The sequence below is a fragment of the Photobacterium halotolerans DSM 18316 genome (assembly GCF_000425165.1).
In the GTDB taxonomy this organism is placed as follows: Bacteria; Pseudomonadota; Gammaproteobacteria; order Enterobacterales; family Vibrionaceae; genus Photobacterium; species Photobacterium halotolerans.
The window spans coordinates 102453-117949 of sequence record NZ_AULG01000013.1; the positions used below are offsets into that span (position 1 = coordinate 102453).

At 46.2% G+C, this 15497-nt stretch carries 15 protein-coding genes and 2 pseudogenes; 9 read left to right on the top strand and 8 right to left on the bottom strand.

What is annotated here, in order from left to right:
* Positions 1–43 precede the first annotated feature (43 nt).
* The 4 genes from H511_RS22195 to H511_RS0101695 all read left to right on the top strand — a co-directional run bounded on the left by H511_RS22195 (position 44) and on the right by H511_RS0101695 (position 4015).
* Positions 44–1540 (top strand): AMP-binding protein, encoded by a 1497-nt coding sequence (locus H511_RS22195; RefSeq protein WP_051287680.1) that lies wholly within the window; start codon positions 44–46, stop codon positions 1538–1540.
* Positions 1530–1757, top strand: a complete 228-nt coding sequence (locus tag H511_RS0101685) for a phosphopantetheine-binding protein (protein WP_027250753.1) — start codon at positions 1530–1532, stop codon at positions 1755–1757. Before H511_RS22195 ends, H511_RS0101685 begins: the two co-directional genes overlap by 11 nt.
* A gap of 9 nt (positions 1758–1766) precedes the next feature.
* Complete coding sequence (locus H511_RS0101690; RefSeq protein WP_027250754.1) at positions 1767–2789, top strand: 3-oxoacyl-[acyl-carrier-protein] synthase III C-terminal domain-containing protein; 1023 nt, start codon at positions 1767–1769, stop codon at positions 2787–2789.
* Between the two features lie 152 nt (positions 2790–2941).
* A complete protein-coding gene (locus H511_RS0101695) occupies positions 2942–4015 on the top strand; it encodes a 3-deoxy-7-phosphoheptulonate synthase (protein WP_051287715.1) in 1074 nt (357 codons plus the stop codon).
* Positions 4016–4541: 526 nt separating this feature from the next.
* Here the strand turns inward: H511_RS0101695 and H511_RS25190 are convergent.
* Positions 4542–5013, bottom strand: a pseudogene (locus tag H511_RS25190) (ISAs1 family transposase); the annotation flags it as partial.
* 324 nt (positions 5014–5337) lie between these two features.
* A complete protein-coding gene (locus H511_RS0101700; RefSeq protein WP_027250756.1) occupies positions 5338–5751 on the bottom strand; it encodes an aegerolysin family protein in 414 nt (137 codons plus the stop codon).
* A gap of 381 nt (positions 5752–6132) precedes the next feature.
* On the opposite strand from H511_RS0101700, the gene H511_RS25165 reads away from it, so the two are divergent.
* Together H511_RS25165 and H511_RS0101710 are read left to right on the top strand one after the other, a co-directional pair.
* The gene (locus H511_RS25165; RefSeq protein ID WP_155804775.1) at positions 6133–6483 is read left to right on the top strand and encodes a hypothetical protein; all 351 of its coding nucleotides are present in this window, start codon (positions 6133–6135) and stop codon (positions 6481–6483) included.
* 123 nt (positions 6484–6606) lie between these two features.
* Positions 6607–8016 (top strand): PepSY-associated TM helix domain-containing protein, encoded by a 1410-nt coding sequence (locus H511_RS0101710; protein WP_051287684.1) that lies wholly within the window; start codon positions 6607–6609, stop codon positions 8014–8016.
* Between the two features lie 161 nt (positions 8017–8177).
* Here H511_RS0101710 and H511_RS0101715 read toward each other — a convergent pair whose 3' ends face one another.
* From H511_RS0101715 to H511_RS0101730, 3 genes are all read right to left on the bottom strand, one after another.
* The gene (locus H511_RS0101715) at positions 8178–8954 is read right to left on the bottom strand and encodes a phosphotransferase (RefSeq protein WP_036758394.1); all 777 of its coding nucleotides are present in this window, start codon (positions 8952–8954) and stop codon (positions 8178–8180) included.
* Positions 8955–9039: 85 nt separating this feature from the next.
* The gene (locus H511_RS0101725; protein WP_027250759.1) at positions 9040–9615 is read right to left on the bottom strand and encodes a chloramphenicol phosphotransferase CPT family protein; all 576 of its coding nucleotides are present in this window, start codon (positions 9613–9615) and stop codon (positions 9040–9042) included.
* A 33-nt stretch (positions 9616–9648) separates the two neighbouring features.
* Entirely contained in the window at positions 9649–10053 is a 405-nt protein-coding gene (locus tag H511_RS0101730) for a GFA family protein (RefSeq protein WP_027250760.1), read from the bottom strand.
* 244 nt (positions 10054–10297) lie between these two features.
* Between H511_RS0101730 and H511_RS22205 the strand changes: the two genes are divergently transcribed.
* Entirely contained in the window at positions 10298–11224 is a 927-nt protein-coding gene (locus tag H511_RS22205; RefSeq protein ID WP_051287686.1) for a DMT family transporter, read from the top strand.
* Positions 11225–11418: 194 nt separating this feature from the next.
* Here H511_RS22205 and H511_RS0101745 read toward each other — a convergent pair whose 3' ends face one another.
* From H511_RS0101745 to hchA, 3 genes and pseudogenes are all read right to left on the bottom strand, one after another.
* On the bottom strand, positions 11419–12420 hold the full coding sequence (locus H511_RS0101745) for an NAD(P)H-quinone oxidoreductase (RefSeq protein ID WP_036758396.1): 1002 nt from the start codon (positions 12418–12420) through the stop codon (positions 11419–11421).
* 182 nt (positions 12421–12602) lie between these two features.
* Positions 12603–12749: pseudogene (locus H511_RS24950) on the bottom strand (LuxR C-terminal-related transcriptional regulator); the annotation flags it as partial.
* Between the two features lie 49 nt (positions 12750–12798).
* Entirely contained in the window at positions 12799–13662 is an 864-nt protein-coding gene (gene hchA / locus H511_RS0101750) for a glyoxalase III HchA (RefSeq protein ID WP_027250763.1), read from the bottom strand.
* A 254-nt stretch (positions 13663–13916) separates the two neighbouring features.
* Between hchA and H511_RS0101755 the strand changes: the two genes are divergently transcribed.
* Both H511_RS0101755 and H511_RS0101760 read left to right on the top strand, forming a co-directional pair.
* Entirely contained in the window at positions 13917–14420 is a 504-nt protein-coding gene (locus H511_RS0101755; RefSeq protein WP_027250764.1) for an Mpo1 family 2-hydroxy fatty acid dioxygenase, read from the top strand.
* 374 nt (positions 14421–14794) lie between these two features.
* A complete protein-coding gene (locus H511_RS0101760) occupies positions 14795–15469 on the top strand; it encodes a GntR family transcriptional regulator (protein ID WP_036758465.1) in 675 nt (224 codons plus the stop codon).
* The last annotated feature ends 28 nt before the right edge of the window (positions 15470–15497 follow it).

Below are 15497 nucleotides of genomic sequence, written 5' to 3' on the forward strand. Positions count from 1 at the left end.
TAATTAATGATGTCTGTATGAGAGATATTAATATGGAAATGATATGAACATCACCTCAAAATCTTGCCATGTAAATACAAGTCTTACATGTCTGAATGAAAAATTAGAATGGTTACTTTTAACACAACCGGATAAAGAAGCGTTGATCTGTGGCCAGGTAACTTTCAGTTATCAGCAGGTCATCCGAACAGCACTAGATATTTCAGAGCAATTCGCAGAAGCAGGTCTTGATAAAGGTCATCGATTAGCACTGGATGCGCCAAGATCAAGTGAGCTTTACTCTATTATTATTGCATGTCTGCTTTCTGGTATTTCATTTATTTATGTGCCAAGAAGTTTAGAACCTGAAAGTAAAATTAAATTTGCAAGAGATACATCTTGTGCAGCGATATTCTCTCTGACGTCTGAGTTTGATTTGTTGGATCAAGTTTCGATGGGGGCGGGATTGTTATCGATATTTCCTGAACGAACAATCCCAAGAAATCCTCATTCTCGTTCGGGTACTGAGATTTATTGTGTCAGAACTTCAGGGACAACCGGCGAACCCAAAATTGTCCCAATCTATGCACGGCAGCTTACATCTTTTCTCAAGAATGTCGATATAGAATTCGACATACCAGTGAAGAGAAGATGGTTATGGTTACATGATTTGTCATTTGATTTATCAATATGGGAAATCATGGGGTGTTTGTTTTATGGTGGCGGACTGGTGATTCTCAGTGAGGAAGAAAAAAGAGAGCCAAGTAGCATATGGCGTGTCCTCGAAGAGAACCATGTCAACCAAATCATGGTAACACCTTCGGAATTCCGTTTTATTTTTAGTGAGGTTCGGCCTCAGGATGTGACAAAGCTGTCACTTGAAGAAATACTCTTTTGTGGTGAAAAGCTTTCTGTGGAAACAGTTAGGCCATTTTTTTCTGAATTTAATGGCCAACAAGTGAAGTTAGTGAATACATACGGTCCCTCGGAAGCAACAATATTTTGCTCAGCACATACTGTGACTGAGCAAGATATTCTGAACGGTTCAATACCGATCGGAAAAGCATTTCACGACATGATTTTTTCTCTTGGAAGTCAGGAGAACGAACACGTCGGAGAGCTTTTATTACAAGGTGGTCAGGTTTTTGAAGGTTATGAAGGGCGACCTCTGGAGAATAATATATATAAGACGGGTGATATTTGCTCAGTTGGTTATGATGATGTGTTTCATTATATCAAGCGGACAGGCGGATTTGTGAAGGTGAATGGTTTTCGGATCGATTTATTAGAAATTGAAGAGTATTTACAGTCAATTCCTGGTGTTGGCGAAGCCGTTGTGCTGGTTGAAAATAAATCAGAGGACTTATCCATTTTATGTGCTTGTATTAATGTGATGTTTGATAGTTTATTGACGACCAGAGACTTAAGGACATTCTGTGCGAAGCTATCTCCTTGGCTGCGACCTGCGCGCTATTTGATGATTCCACAAAATGATTGGCCAATGAATATTCGAGGAAAAACAAATAAGGCAGAATTAGAAAAGAGGTTATATGAACAGTAATCACGAGATGCTAGAAATATTACTATGTGAAATCAAGGTTGTCCTCGGAGAAAATGATATCAGAGTTAGTGATAATCTGATTGAGATGGGTGGCAACTCCATTATTGCCATGAAAATATCTGAGACGTTAAAAAAAAGAGATAAAATTTTAGTGAATGTCACACAATTACTTGGCGCTAAAATATCAGATGTCGAATTATCAAAATTAAAAGGGTAGATTGATTTCATGAAAATAATCAGTATGGGCAGCCAGCTATCAGTGTCAGAACACTTGGAAAGGGTCGATCACCCAAATCAAATGCAATTAAATACACTGAAATTTGCCGGGTACGCTCAATTTTGGAAAGAACCGGGAAGTGTCAGAGAAATGGCTGGTATTGCAGCAAAAAAAGCTTTATTAAAAGCACGGATTCGTCCTGAAGATATTGGCTTTATCGTTGCTGGTCAATCGGGTGTACCTGACTATATTGGAATTGATTTTGCGTGCCAGGTCGGAGCGGAATTATCTTGTAAAGATATTCGAACAATTAATATTGTTGAGGGGTGTAATAGTGGCATTAGTGTCTGGGAACATGCTGCGTCTCTCTTGAAAAAACAATCTGCAGATAAAGTTGGCCTTGTGGTGGTTGCTCAGCGTATTAGCGAAGCGCATCAAGACAGATTTGGTTTAATGAATGCCATCTTGAGTGATGGTGCGGCTGTCGCATTGGTTGCGTCTGAGCATTGGGAGATGGATGGGGCTGCTTTACACTATCTCGGTGCTGAAGATATATCAGATTGTCGCTTTGTGGACATGATGCGTGTTGAGCATGGTGGTGGTCTGCAACCATATGTCACGGAAGCGTTTGATGCGCGTCATGACAAATTGGGACGTGAACGTATCGCAGATATTTATAATTTCGACGCAGATGCTTTAAATGATTTTTTGGCCCTGCGTGCTGAGAATAATATCAATATTATTAATAAGGTTATCTCGAAAAGTAAAAAGAAAATAGAAAACCCGTTTCTTATTCAAACATTGGAAGGTCAGCAAAGCATTGAAAGTTTATGTGCGAAATTAGATATACCGACAGATAGAAGTAATTTGGAATTGTTATCTGAAGTAGGACATGCAGGTTGTGCTGATTTACTAATATCGTTGGATGTTTTGGTGGATAGAGAGATGATAAAGCCAGGTGATGATATTATCATGAGTACCATTTCAACAGGTTTAAAATGGGGAGCTGCTATTTTTCATTATCAAAAATGATTTGAAAATTCTGTTCTATCTATTACTTTTTTTATCAAGTTCAACCCACTTTCGATAAGTCTATGCTGAAAGTGTCTGTGTCTATGGATGAGATGATGTTTTGTATTGGCCTTGAAACGTCATTTTTAAAGAATGAATTGAATCGGTTTATTATGGAAAATATTCTTGAAGTAAATGATATTGAATGCAGTGGATTAGATTTTATATCCCCTTCTTTGTTGAAGTCTCAATATCCGATATCAGCAAATGAAAAGTTCGAAATTAATAAGTTTAGAAAAACTATTTGTGACATCATTGATGGCAATGATCCCAGATTACTTGTGATTTGTGGGCCATGTTCTATTCATGATCCTTATGCTGCTATTGAGTATGCACAGCGATTGAAGCGGATATCTGAAAAAGTTGAAGGTCAAATCTTTATTGTAATGCGGGCTTATCTTGAAAAACCGCGTACTGTCTCCGGATGGAAGGGATTGATCAACGATCCCAATATGGATGGGAGTTGCAATATTGAACAAGGGTTAAAAGTATCGAGAGATTTTTTAACTCGTCTTGTTCAACTTGGTATACCGTTAGCAACGGAAGTGCTTGATCCAAACATTTCACACTATTTCAATGATATTTTTAGCTGGGCAGCAGTTGGTGCCAGAACTGCTGAGTCTCAAATACATCGTGAGCTTGCATCAGGTCTATCAATGCCCGTTGGCTATAAAAACTCAACCAGTGGCAGTGTCTTACCTGCAATTCATGCCATACAGTCATCGTCATTATCGCATAGCCATATTGGTGTGAATGAAGACGGAAAAGTTTGCTTGATGAGAACGCCAGGAAACTCACATGGTCACATTATTCTTCGTGGCGGAAAGTCACCCAATTATAGCCATGAGGATGTAATAAGACATGTGTCGGAATTGAAGAAACTCGGTGTCAGACCGAACGTTGTAGTTGATTGTAGCCATGGGAATTCAGAGAAAGATTTTCGTCGTCAGTCCATTGTCGTCGATTCAGTGATCATTCAAATTATGCAGGGAAATCGCCATATTGTCGGATTAATGCTTGAGAGTCACCTTTACGAAGGGAATCAACCTATTCTTGAACAACGTGAGCAAATGAAATATGGCGTTTCTATTACGGATAGCTGCGTTGGTTGGCAAGAAACGGAGAAGATCTTGTTGGATATTCATCAAAAAATGAAGAAAGTGAACTCGGGAAAGACAGGCGAATGATACAACGCATGTATGATCCCAGATGATTTCGAGCTGACCTTCGATTAAAAGTGGATGCATGAATGAATTATTTCGGTGTTTGGCATAAACCGAACACCGACTATTATGCATGAATATCCGACCATTTCAGTCCGAATTTTGTTAGATACTTTTGCAGGCGGTTGGAGTCGTTACTGGACGATTTCTGTAATCTGCTGACATTGAAGAGCACACGTTCGGCGTCGGCCAGCGTACATAAACGGGTAATGGTTGCAGTTATATCCCAGAAACTTCCCCGTCAGAGGGCATGAGGCGATTTTGCAAATCGCAGAAACTCAGTTTTGCTTCTTTACTAAATTGAACGCATTTCCCATTTTTTCGAGTAAAGCACTCCAGTTTAAAGTGGAGGTTGGCCGGAATATCTTCACGACGATCTTTCAGTGCTGGGAGTGAATAGGCCTATAAATTAATGCGGGCTAACTAATCCTCATGGTATTACCCGTACGAATCTGTGGTTGCAGCAGGGCGGGAGCATCCTTTACTTATATTATAACCCAAAGAAATCCCTTGACCGATAATCATCTCTCCAAGCTACCTTTTTCAGTTTTATTTTTGGCTTAGGGCGCCATAGTCACACTGTTTTATTATGTTCATCACAAAACGCCTGAACAGCGCAATGTTCTCATCCGCATCATCTGGGGTTATTCGTGAGCTATCTTCTTTGAAAAAATATCTAACACGTAATAAAACGTTTCGATGCTACCTTTACCTTGATAACATGATGCCGCTCCAGGGCGACGATACTTCGAACTGTCGGTCACTTTTCTTTCAAATCGTCTGGTCAATTGGCCTTTGGCTGAAAAACATACTGTTCTAATTTACGGCCATGTTAATCTTGAACAATTTCTGTCACTGCTTGCTCTTTTGTGCGTCGAATACTGCCTGAAATTGAGAAACAACGGCTTCATGAAGCTTTGGCTGGTTGTTTTCACCTGGGCAAATATGTGCGCTTTTCTGTCTCCGAAGAAACATATTCAATAAGGTTCAATTTCTTAGACTAGTTAAGAGTTTACGTCTATTAAAGGATAGTTTCTAACAAAGTGCGACTCAGCCCTGATTTTGCTGACATCCTCAGGGAAAATTCTGGACGAATTTATAGGTAGTCAGTGCCGGGAGTGCCTGCAACCGATCCAGGCAGCGACAAAGCACTAAAAGCATTTCTGAGCACTATTTGGGCTAACAAAGACTTTCTGGCGCAGTAAAGCGTGATGGCGCATATGTGTCGTTATGCGGTGAAAAAGAGAAAGGCAGTGGGGATAGTGTATCCCGCACTGCCTTAGTTGTTAGCCGACGTGTTTCTTAATGACTTCCACCGTCAGGACACCGATGGCGCCAGAGTTCATGGAGCCACCAGTCACAGAGACAACATACTTGCTGTTCTGGCCTGTTTGAGACCAGCTGTTTGACTTACTGCCCCAGGGACAATCCCAAACCAGGGTCACGACTTTTGTTGAACCGTCGTACAGATCAAACGAACCTTGGGTACCGGAAGCTGAATCAGAGCGACCACAGGAGCTTACGATGTTAAAACCTTCCTGCCCAATTTCGACGACTTGCCCATTCACTTCTTCAGGTGACAGTTCATGATCTTTATTGTCGTACTGATAAAATTTACCCCAGCTGTGTTGCGCATTTTTCACTTGCAGGTTGCAGTTATCTGCGATGACGGTATAGCTGACCCATTGTGCGTAAGCCATGTAAGCTCCTTAAAAATACAATTAAGTTTAAGAAACCTAGAATTATCGCTGACGACTCATTACCACTTACTAGCGATTGTTCTAAGCAGTCAGCATGAAATTAGTTAATGAATATCCGAATAACAACAGCATGTTTATGATGTGTGATTTTGGGATAAGAATTCTGTAATTCATCATCATATGATTTACATATTGGCTTAGAATTTGGTTTCTGCACGAATATTCCCTTCTTTGAACTAAGGCGATGAATTGCCCGAATTTGATGAAACGCGTCGATTTCCACCAAGGCTCTCCGGTTCATCCGTCACGAATGCTGTTTTTACCTTGTAGATTCTTTTATCAACATCTACTATTCAATCGCTATCAAGGATGAGAGTATCAATGCGCCCAGGGAATCCACTACACAGAATGATGATTGTTGCCAGCCTGTTGAGCTGGCTGTTGATCATTGCTATGCCTGTGGTCAATGCCCATCACCAGCCTGCGGGCACCTGGGCCAGCTTGTGTACACTGGGCGGTTTTAAACTCGTCAAACTGGCCGATGGTAAAGATCAGCTCAAGCATGATACTCAGGGGCACTGTCCCATCGGTGTTTTCAGCCTGGCGCATATTGATGACAGATGGCTGGGGCTGGGTGAGCCAGGGCTCGAACAACCAGTCAGCGCCTATCAGTTCACGCCTCGCCAGTGGCACTATTTTCTTTCGCCTTCCAGAGCGCCGCCAGCGGTTTAACCGGGATAGATCCGTCTGATCCCGGCTTACGCATTCCCCAAACATTTCTCTATGCTGGTTGTTTCTGCCTGACAGACAGAAACGGTGTAATTGTGCGTATTTTTCGCACTGGAAGGAAACTCAATGACAAATAATAACGAGACTCTGGCGCAGCAGGATAAGCTGCCATCACCACAACGTAACGGTTACATGACGGCCTGGCGCTGGCATTTTTATGCCGGTTTGTATGTGGTGCCTTTTTTGCTCATGCTGGCGGTAACCGGCCTGATGATGCTCTACGCGGGGACGATTGATAATATCCGTTTCAAAGACCTGCTTTTTGTCGAGCCTGCTGCTCAAAGTCTGCCTGTCAGTCAGCAGCTCAATGCTGTTCAGCAAGCTTATCCCCAGGCCACAATTCATCAATATTTAACCCCTAAGCAGCCTGAAGATGCGGCGCGTTTTGCGGTAGTGACAGCAGATGGACACGGCTTGTTCGTGACAGTGAACCCTTACACAGCTGAAGTGCTGGGCTCACTTGATCGCGATAACAACCTGTACACGCTGGCGAATGAAATACACGGCACGCTGCTTATCGGCAACATCGGCGATCGCCTGATTGAACTGGCGGCGAGTTTTGCCGTGATCCTGATTGTGAGTGGTGCTTACATGTGGTGGCCGCGCGACAACGCCAGCAGAGCCGGTGCGCTGCGTGTGCGTATGACCAGCGGCAAGCGTACGTTCTGGCGCGATCTTCACGCGAATCTTGGGATCTTAACGTCTGTGTTTTTACTGCTTTTTCTGCTGTCTGGCCTGTCCTGGTCGGGAATCTGGGGAAGCAAGATGGTTCAGGCATGGAACAGCTTTCCCGCGGAGGTATTTGGTGATGTCCCACTCTCGGATGCCAAGCATGCCGACATGAACCACGGCGAACTGGAAGAAGTGCCGTGGAACCTGGAGCAAACGCCTGTGCCTGTGTCTGGCTCACATGCCGGCCATCACGGCATGGCGGGTAAGGTGGATCTGGAGTCGGTTGTTTCGTTTGCCAAACAGCAGGGCTTTACGTCATTTCGTGTCAATCTGCCTAAAGGTGAGCAGGGCGCATACAGCGTGCTGCAAAGCACCATGAGTAACGATATTAACGATGCGACGCAAGACCGCACCCTGCACATCGACCAGTACACAGGCAAGATTCTGGCAGATATCAGGTACGAACAATATTCCCCGATGGCGAAAGTGATGGCGTGGGGCATTGCGCTGCACGAGGGCGATTTTGGCTGGTGGAACAAAGCAGCAAACACTGTGCTCTGCCTGGCATTCATTGTGATCAGCCTGAGTGGTATCGCGATGTGGTGGCTGCGCCGGCCGAAAGGCAAGCGTGTGCTGTCTGCACCGCCTGCACCGAAGAATATGACGCTGTGGAAAGGCGCAACGGTGGTGATTATGGTGTTAGGTGTGTGTTTCCCGCTGGCAGGGATAGCGATTGTGACTGTGCTGCTCGCCGACCGTCTGATCTTCAGCCGGGTCCCGACACTCGCGCGATTCTTTGGGTAATTTTCATTTCCCTCCCCTTGGCAAGGGGAGGGTTAGGGTGGGGTTTCGAACAGCGCGCACGGATTTGGCATTTGTGCTCAGTAACCCCCTCCTAACCTCCCCCTTGAAAAGGGGGAGGAACTGTCCGAGTAGTGTAGTCCATAACAGGCATGATTTTCGGATCATGCAGCTAAATTGAGCCAGTCTGGTAAAACCTGCCGAAACCAGTTGAGGTAGTGATCGCAGTCTGGCTTTTGCCTGTCTTTCAAAATATTCACCACCTCCACCACAATCCATGCTTTGGCAAGAATAAGGTGCTTTATCAGCGTCTCTTGCGTTAACAGGGAAGTATGCGCCAGATACCGGTTAGTGATGGCTTTATAAGCGGTAATGTTGCCCATGCCTTTTACCAGTGGCGCTAAATCTATCGCTGGACTGCCCTGACCTAAGCGCTCCCAGTCGAATAACACCAAATCACCATTGTCTCGTTTGCCCCAATTACCAGCGTTACTGTCGCCAGACAGACAGGCAAGCGGGGAGAAAAGAGGTTCAGACTGCTCTCTCAGCTTAAGTAATTGTGCTTCGCTTTGGCCTGAAAGTTGGAGATGTTCTAATGCTTGGAATGTATGCTGAGCTTTCCAGTCATGTAGCCGTTTTGGGTGCTCGGGACGAAGCGAAAAGTGGTGAACAGCAGTTAACTGTCGAAAACATCTTGGATCGTCTTGCAGCTCCTCCAGAGAAACTGAATGTGGAATGTATTCGAGTTGAAGTACACGGTTGTCGGTATCGCAAAGGTAAACTGCCGGTGTATTTACACCTAACGTGCTCATCTGCGGGGCAATTTGCAGATAGAAAAGCAATTCAACGTCACTGGCATTGAGCTTTTCTATGTAATGTCTGCCTTCCGTTTTCCTGAGAAAGACCTGAGCGTTACCCATTTGAGTGAGTTCTTGAGTCATTGTGATACCTGATGTTTCAGGGTTACCTGAATAACCGGGATGACAGATAACGCCCACAGAATCATGGCAAAGAGATATGCCATAGTTAACTTCCAATGAGTGCTATGTGACGTTTTATCGTCTCGGCGCATTCTGATGCTGACAATCTGTCAGTGTTGACGGTTAAATCATAGCTAATGCCTTGATGCACTCGGGAAGCTTGCTCAATGGCAGAGCCTGGGAGCCTGTCCCCCCGCTTCCTCTCACGCAGTCTGAGCGATTCGTCAGAGCAGGTTACACCTATGTATAAACAGTTGCAGCCAGCAAGGACAGACTGCCAGATTGCCATTTCGGTTTCACCGTCGATTACATCGTCCACGATGACTTTAAGACCGGAATCAATCATATGTCTGACCGTTGTTCGGTAAACGGTGTTTACTTTTTTACCGAAACTGCCCGAGGAAATACGCTTGACCGGTTGGTTTTGCAGTAACTGGGTTTGCCAGTAAAACCCATCTGCCTTTTGGTCGGATTCTCCCAGTGCATTGGCATTATCAGGCATCATCACGATGAAGGTGTCGATACCAAGGTGCAGATAGTAATCGTCCAGACAGTGTTGTAGTTCGCGGGCAATTGAGCTTTTACCAGCACTGCTGGGTCCGTTGAGAAAGATGAGATCCATTTTTTATTTACGTTTAATAGTGAGCAGCAAGAGTTACTCCGGAAACCCCGGCAGGTGTTTGGTTAGCATACCGGCTTGGTGCCAGGGTGCCTGCTCATCACAGAAAATCTGACAGTCCGGGGATTTGGATGGCAACTCGTTCAGTGAGCCTGCCGGCACGATCAAGGCTTTTCCGCTCTGGGACAAATAGGGCAGGTTCGCGCCGCATTGGCCGCAAAAGGCATTGGAGAAAGTGCGTGTCGGATGGTTGTATCGCACTATGGCCTGTTCACCCTGCTCCCACCGGATATTGTGCGGCTGAGTAAAGAGGTTGGAAGCATGGGCTGATCCCGTCAGCTTTTTGCACTGATCGCAGTGACACAAATAAAAATGAGAAAAATCGTCATCCAGTGAAAAGGTGACTGCGCCGCACAGGCAAGCGCCGTGTAATTTACGCATTGAACATTCCTTGTTGTTCGCAACCTGCTAAATGTTGGATTTAACACTATTGCATATTGTTCAAACTGTAAATGCAAAAATAATCAACGCAATAAAGCTGGCCGCCACCTGATGGCATTTTTGTTTAATATTCATGTTGATGCGTAATGCCGTTGATAGTAGCCTGACCCCAGCATGCAAAATTGACGTCAGTTGGCTCAATGGTGAATTGGCATTCTCTTTTTCCCCTACACAGAGAAACTTCATGGATAGAAAACATACCTTTGGTGTCATTTTGGCACTGCTTGCCGCCTTTTTTAACGGCATGGTTGGCATACTGAGTGTTAACTTGTTTCAGTCGGGCCTCTCGCCGGAAGCCGTGGCATTTTATAAATGCGTCGTTGCCTTGCTGATAATTGTGATGTTACTGGCCGTCACCGGACAAACCGCCACTTTGCTTTCTTATGTAAAAACCAAGTGGAAAGCCTTGTCGGTGTGCAGTTTCTTTGGCTTCTTCATGCTGTACTTTTTTGAAACGGCATCTTACGAAACCCTGAATGTTGCCGTGGTGGTCTTCCTGCTGTTCGGTGTCTCTACCCTGGTAACCTTTTTTGCCAACGCACTGTTTGAAAAGCGAAACCTGGTGGCGCAGGAATGGATGTCGGTCCTGTTCGCAGTACTGGGTCTGTACCTGATCTTCATGGAAAATGAGACTATCGCCAGTTCAGATAATACCGGCTTTGTGTTCGCGGTGCTGGCGGGGGGGGGTTACGGGCTGTTTCTGGTGCTCAATAAGAAACTGAACATTGGCGGCGGGTTAGTTCCGGTTTGCGGATTGCTGCTGTTTGGTGTGGTGTATCTGTTTGTCCCCTTTTCCATGTCGGGCTTTGCTGGTGTAGAAAGCAATGTCTGGTTAACGCTCTTATTGCTGGCGCTGCTGCCCACCATAGGCGGTTTCTGGTGCACGACCAAGTCCCTGACTATTTTGAAAAGCCAGACGGTTCAGCTGGTTGAACTTTCGGAACCCATTTTTGCTTTGATGCTGGGTTTTGTTTTCTTAGGTCAGTTAGTCTCGCCGATGCAGATGCTGGGCGGAGGCTGCATTTTGGGAGCGATTCTGATCCATGAAGTGAAGCTGTCCACGCTGAAATCACTGAGTAAGCGAAAAGTGGCGACGGGCCCGACCCGGTAAACTTTTTCTCTTCTTTATCAGCATACACGTACAGATCAAACAGCCAGCCTCAGACTGGCTGTTTTTTTGGTACCCGGATTAAATGGCTGATGGTGAGCCTTCATTTTACCAACCAGATGACATCTCATATCAGTGGGTACTGAGATATTACATGTGCTCATGAAGTGATCGTGGGCGCTGTACCGGGCTTAAAGCTAACTCACCGTAAGAACAATTTTTCCAATATGCTTGCCGGATTCCATCATTGCATGTGCGCGCGCGGCTTCGTGTAACGGGAACGTGCTGTGAATGATGGGATGACATCGACCTGCATTGAGAATCGGCCAGATATTTTTAAGCAAGTCGTTGGCAATTTCGGCTTTTTCGGCCGAAGTCCGTGCTCGCATAGTTGAACCAGTGACAACTGCCCGCTTCAACGCGAGTTCTTGCAGATTCACTCGCTCTGCACAGACTCCGCCAAGGAAACCAATGATTACCAGCCGGCCATCCATTCCCAAACTCCGCATATTTCCAGAGAAATAGGATGCACCCATTATATCGAGAATGATATCAACGCCACGGCCATCCGTTTGCTTCAAAATGAAATCGGAAAAATCAGTTTTCCGGTAGTTGATAGGGGTAGCGCCAAGATCTGCGATTACATCGCATTTATCATCTGATCCAGCCGTCGCATATGCCTCGATACCGAATTCGCGGCATAGCATCAACGCGGTTGTGCCGATGCCACTTGTCCCGCCGTGAATCAGAACACTCTGACCTTGCTTTGCGCCACCGAGCTTGAATAAGTTTGCCCAGACTGTGAACAGGGTTTCGGGAAGAGCCGCCGCCGCTGTCATTGACATGCCGTCCGGCACTGGCAGTGTCTGGCTTTCTGGCACAGTACAATATTCACCATAGCCACCGCCATTAGTCAGTGCGCATACTCGGTCACCAATCTGTACGCCCGTAACACCTTCTCCAATTGATGAAACCGTTCCGGCAACCTCAAGGCCAGGAATTGGAGTGACGCCTTCAGGCATTGGGTAATGACCCTGGCGTTGAATGACGTCAGGACGATTAACACCTGCGGCCTCGACCCGAACCAAGATTTCCCCGGTCTTTGGCACCGGAATCGTTGTCTCAAGGGGCGTTAAAACCTCTGGCCCGCCAGGCTCAGAGATTTCAATGACAGTCATTTTATTCGCAGTATGTAACATGTACGTCAGTCCTTATGATTTCGTTTTTCGTTGAATATTCCAATCACATTCTGTCTCATCACTAACCATTTTTCTGCACGTTGCAGCACGTACCCTCTTACAGGGAGGGAGCTCAGCTTCCACCACGTTTAGGATCGCATCGATCATTTCAATAGGCATGTGTTGTTTATTGAGTGCGCGGATCACCCCTCGATGTCACCATTACGAATCGCCATTCTGATGGCTTCAGCGGTGGTTGCCACACCAAGACGAAGACGGGCCCGGCGGAGGTGGTTTTCTACCGTGCGTATGGATAGCCCAAGAGTAGCTGCAATGTCAGATTTCGACCGCCTCCAATGATCATTGCAGCTCGAATTGCATCGTCTGCTGGCATAGGTATTACTCTTTGCCAATCTCGTCAAGCAGAGCTTTGGCTGCAAGTTTCCCGAGATTATTCCCGGCGAGGGGGCTATCGCCCGTCAGCATCTTCCGGTCCTGATGCGTTGCACCTGAAATATCCGTATTCACAATGTCGAAGCCAAGCGCTTTCAGCTTTTCTCCGAATTTCCATGTCAAATGACCGGGCATGTAGCCAATGTCCGGAGTCTGGGCGTCGAGATCATCAGGAAAAGCACAAATCTTGTAACCTGCAAAGTTTGGGTTGTTGCCAACAGAAAGAAAGGCGGCGGGTCCATGACAGAGTGATATCATGAACTTGTCATTGGCATTAGCCCATTCAAGCACGGCTTTCATCTCTGGGCTTTCAGGCAGACCGATTAACGCACCATGGCCTCCGGGAATGAACACCCCAATATAGTCGGAATCATCGCCAAGCGCTTTTTCGACAACGTCTGCAAGCTTCAAAGGTTTCTTGAACTGGTCACGATATTGGGCGAAGAGTCCCTTTATTTCTTCGTCTTCCGATGGCATCGCCCAGAACTCAAATTTAACCGGGTTGCCAGAAAGCGTAGCGACATCGAAAGAAAAACCGGCTTTGTTCAGATGATACATCGGCAGAAGCGTTTCCACGGGGTGGTTTCCCGTCGAAAACATGGTGCCATTCTCTGTAAGCAGATAGCGTTCGTCTGCTCCAACCATCAGGATCTTCCAGCGACCGCCAGTGTAAGGGTCTGGATAGTTTGCATCGCTCAGATCAGATTTAGGTGAAGTAAACTGGCTCAGTGAATAGGGCGAGGGGAAGAACGCATTGTCTTCCGCTGGATCTGGAGTCGGGCGTTTATTGTCAGATTGCACATTCGTCATGGCTGCCTCCGGTGCTCAATGGGATTGACCATCTAACTATAGAAGGCTGAACCAAACAGTAAATGGGGGATATCCCTCAATATGGCAGCACGATGCCGCTGCCAAAGGATCTGATGAAGCAGATAAATAGCTGCGCCTGCGCCGGTATTGATAGTGTGACTATGATGCGATATCACAGAATCTGGTTTTTACACTTCGTTAACATTGTGCCGTGTTTTAGAGTTATTGCTTGGTGACGGTATCAGGACAATGCAATGAAAACTCTGGAACAGCAATTGACCCAATATGCGCTCTATCATCGTTCAAAGCGCAATATACACACGCACTTTGTCGGTATCCCCTTGATTGTTTTTGCCGTGATCTGCCTGTTTGCCAGAGTAGCGTTTTCATTAGGGGAGATGGAGTTCAATGGTGCTTATGTTGCCGTGGCATCGAGTGTGCTCTACTACTTGCGCCTCAGTGTGCCGATGGGCCTGATGATGGCGTTTGTGCTGTCAGTGATGACCATGGCGGCTGTGCCGATTGCTGCGCTGCCCTTATTGGGCTGGCTGGGTTTCAGCCTTAGCCTGTTCTTCCTGGGTTGGGTGATTCAGTTTATTGGCCATTATTTTGAAGGCAAGAAGCCTGCCTTTATTGATGATCTTGCCGGCCTGATCATTGGCCCCTTGTTCGTCCTGGCTGAAGTGCTTTTTTTGCTGGGATGGTTTAGATCACTGGAAAAGCATATTGAACAGCATGCCGGACCTGTCAAGCCTTAACTCTTTATGCCTTGACTCATTAAGCCTTAGAAAGAGAGCAAGGGCACTGCCCGGTTATTTTGCGGCTTGTCTGTGAAAATGCACTATTGTTAACACTGCTGGGTTAACAGTGCAGGGTGTGTGGGTTTCTGGTTAACCATGCCCATTTTACCTTTCTCTATTTTCTCTATTTTCTCTCGTCGATCTCCCTCACATTGTTGACACTTCTGACTGTCGATATTTACTCCCTGTTAACAACTCCCTTGTTTTTGGTCTTTTTAAGGTCTATTTTTATCTTATTGATTAATTATTGTTGACAATATGCATTGGTTGGATGGATGGAAAGTGTTGTGAGTATTGATATTGTAGACAATGTGCAAGATCCCACGCTGACTATGAGCGGTAAAGCTGATCCTGTAAAAGAGCCGACCAAATCCAACAGTTTGCTGGAAGTGCTGGTCGAGCGCATCGTCACCGGGGTTTTTCCTGCCGGCAGTAAGATATCTGAACCTGAACTGGCCCGTCAGTTTGCCGTCAGCCGTGGCCCGCTGCGTGAAGCCATGATGCGGGTTGAAGCCTTGGGTTTGGTCGAGCGTATTCCCCATGTCGGCGCCCGGGTCGTTGCACTCAGTCCGCAGAAGCTGGCAGAAATTTATGCTGTGCGGGAAGCGCTGGAAGGCATGGCGGCGCGTCAGGCCTGTGAAAAAATCACTGACGAAGAAATTGCCGGGCTGGAGGCCTTATTGCAAACCCATCAGACCCATATTGAGCAGGTTGATGGTGCTTCCTATTTTCACCAGCACGGTGACTTCGATTTCCACTACCGGATCATCAAAGCCAGTCGAAACAGCAAGTTAATCAGCTTGTTGTGCGATGAGCTTTACCACCTGCTGCGTATGTACCGTTATCAGTCACCGCGTTCGCATTCACGTCCGGAGCGGGCACTGAACGAGCACACACAGATTCTGGCAGCGATACGGGATCGCGACGGGGAACTGGCTGAAATGCTGATGCGCCGCCACATCATGCGCAGCAGAACTCTGATCGAAAGCCAGTTAAACAAGGACTGATACTCAGCAGACTGCGTTCTGCCGGGTA

Excerpts from the sequence above, each read along its gene's own strand:
- H511_RS22205 (WP_051287686.1), top strand. The coding sequence starts at position 10,298 with ATGGATAGAAAACATACCTTTGGTGTCATTTTGGCACTGCTTGCCGCC.
- hchA (WP_027250763.1), bottom strand. The coding sequence starts at position 13,662 with ATGACGAATGTGCAATCTGACAATAAACGCCCGACTCCAGATCCAGCG.
- H511_RS0101730 (WP_027250760.1), bottom strand. The coding sequence starts at position 10,053 with ATGCGTAAATTACACGGCGCTTGCCTGTGCGGCGCAGTCACCTTTTCA.
- H511_RS0101755 (WP_027250764.1), top strand. The coding sequence starts at position 13,917 with ATGAAAACTCTGGAACAGCAATTGACCCAATATGCGCTCTATCATCGT.
- H511_RS0101695 (WP_051287715.1), top strand. The coding sequence starts at position 2,942 with ATGGAAAATATTCTTGAAGTAAATGATATTGAATGCAGTGGATTAGAT.
- H511_RS0101710 (WP_051287684.1), top strand. The coding sequence starts at position 6,607 with ATGACAAATAATAACGAGACTCTGGCGCAGCAGGATAAGCTGCCATCA.
- H511_RS22195 (WP_051287680.1), top strand. The coding sequence starts at position 44 with ATGAACATCACCTCAAAATCTTGCCATGTAAATACAAGTCTTACATGT.
- H511_RS0101715 (WP_036758394.1), bottom strand. The coding sequence starts at position 8,954 with ATGACTCAAGAACTCACTCAAATGGGTAACGCTCAGGTCTTTCTCAGG.
- H511_RS0101725 (WP_027250759.1), bottom strand. The coding sequence starts at position 9,615 with ATGGATCTCATCTTTCTCAACGGACCCAGCAGTGCTGGTAAAAGCTCA.
- H511_RS0101700 (WP_027250756.1), bottom strand. The coding sequence starts at position 5,751 with ATGGCTTACGCACAATGGGTCAGCTATACCGTCATCGCAGATAACTGC.
- H511_RS25165 (WP_155804775.1), top strand. The coding sequence starts at position 6,133 with ATGCGCCCAGGGAATCCACTACACAGAATGATGATTGTTGCCAGCCTG.
- H511_RS0101760 (WP_036758465.1), top strand. The coding sequence starts at position 14,795 with ATGAGCGGTAAAGCTGATCCTGTAAAAGAGCCGACCAAATCCAACAGT.
- H511_RS0101745 (WP_036758396.1), bottom strand. The coding sequence starts at position 12,420 with ATGTTACATACTGCGAATAAAATGACTGTCATTGAAATCTCTGAGCCT.
- H511_RS0101690 (WP_027250754.1), top strand. The coding sequence starts at position 1,767 with ATGAAAATAATCAGTATGGGCAGCCAGCTATCAGTGTCAGAACACTTG.
- H511_RS0101685 (WP_027250753.1), top strand. The coding sequence starts at position 1,530 with ATGAACAGTAATCACGAGATGCTAGAAATATTACTATGTGAAATCAAG.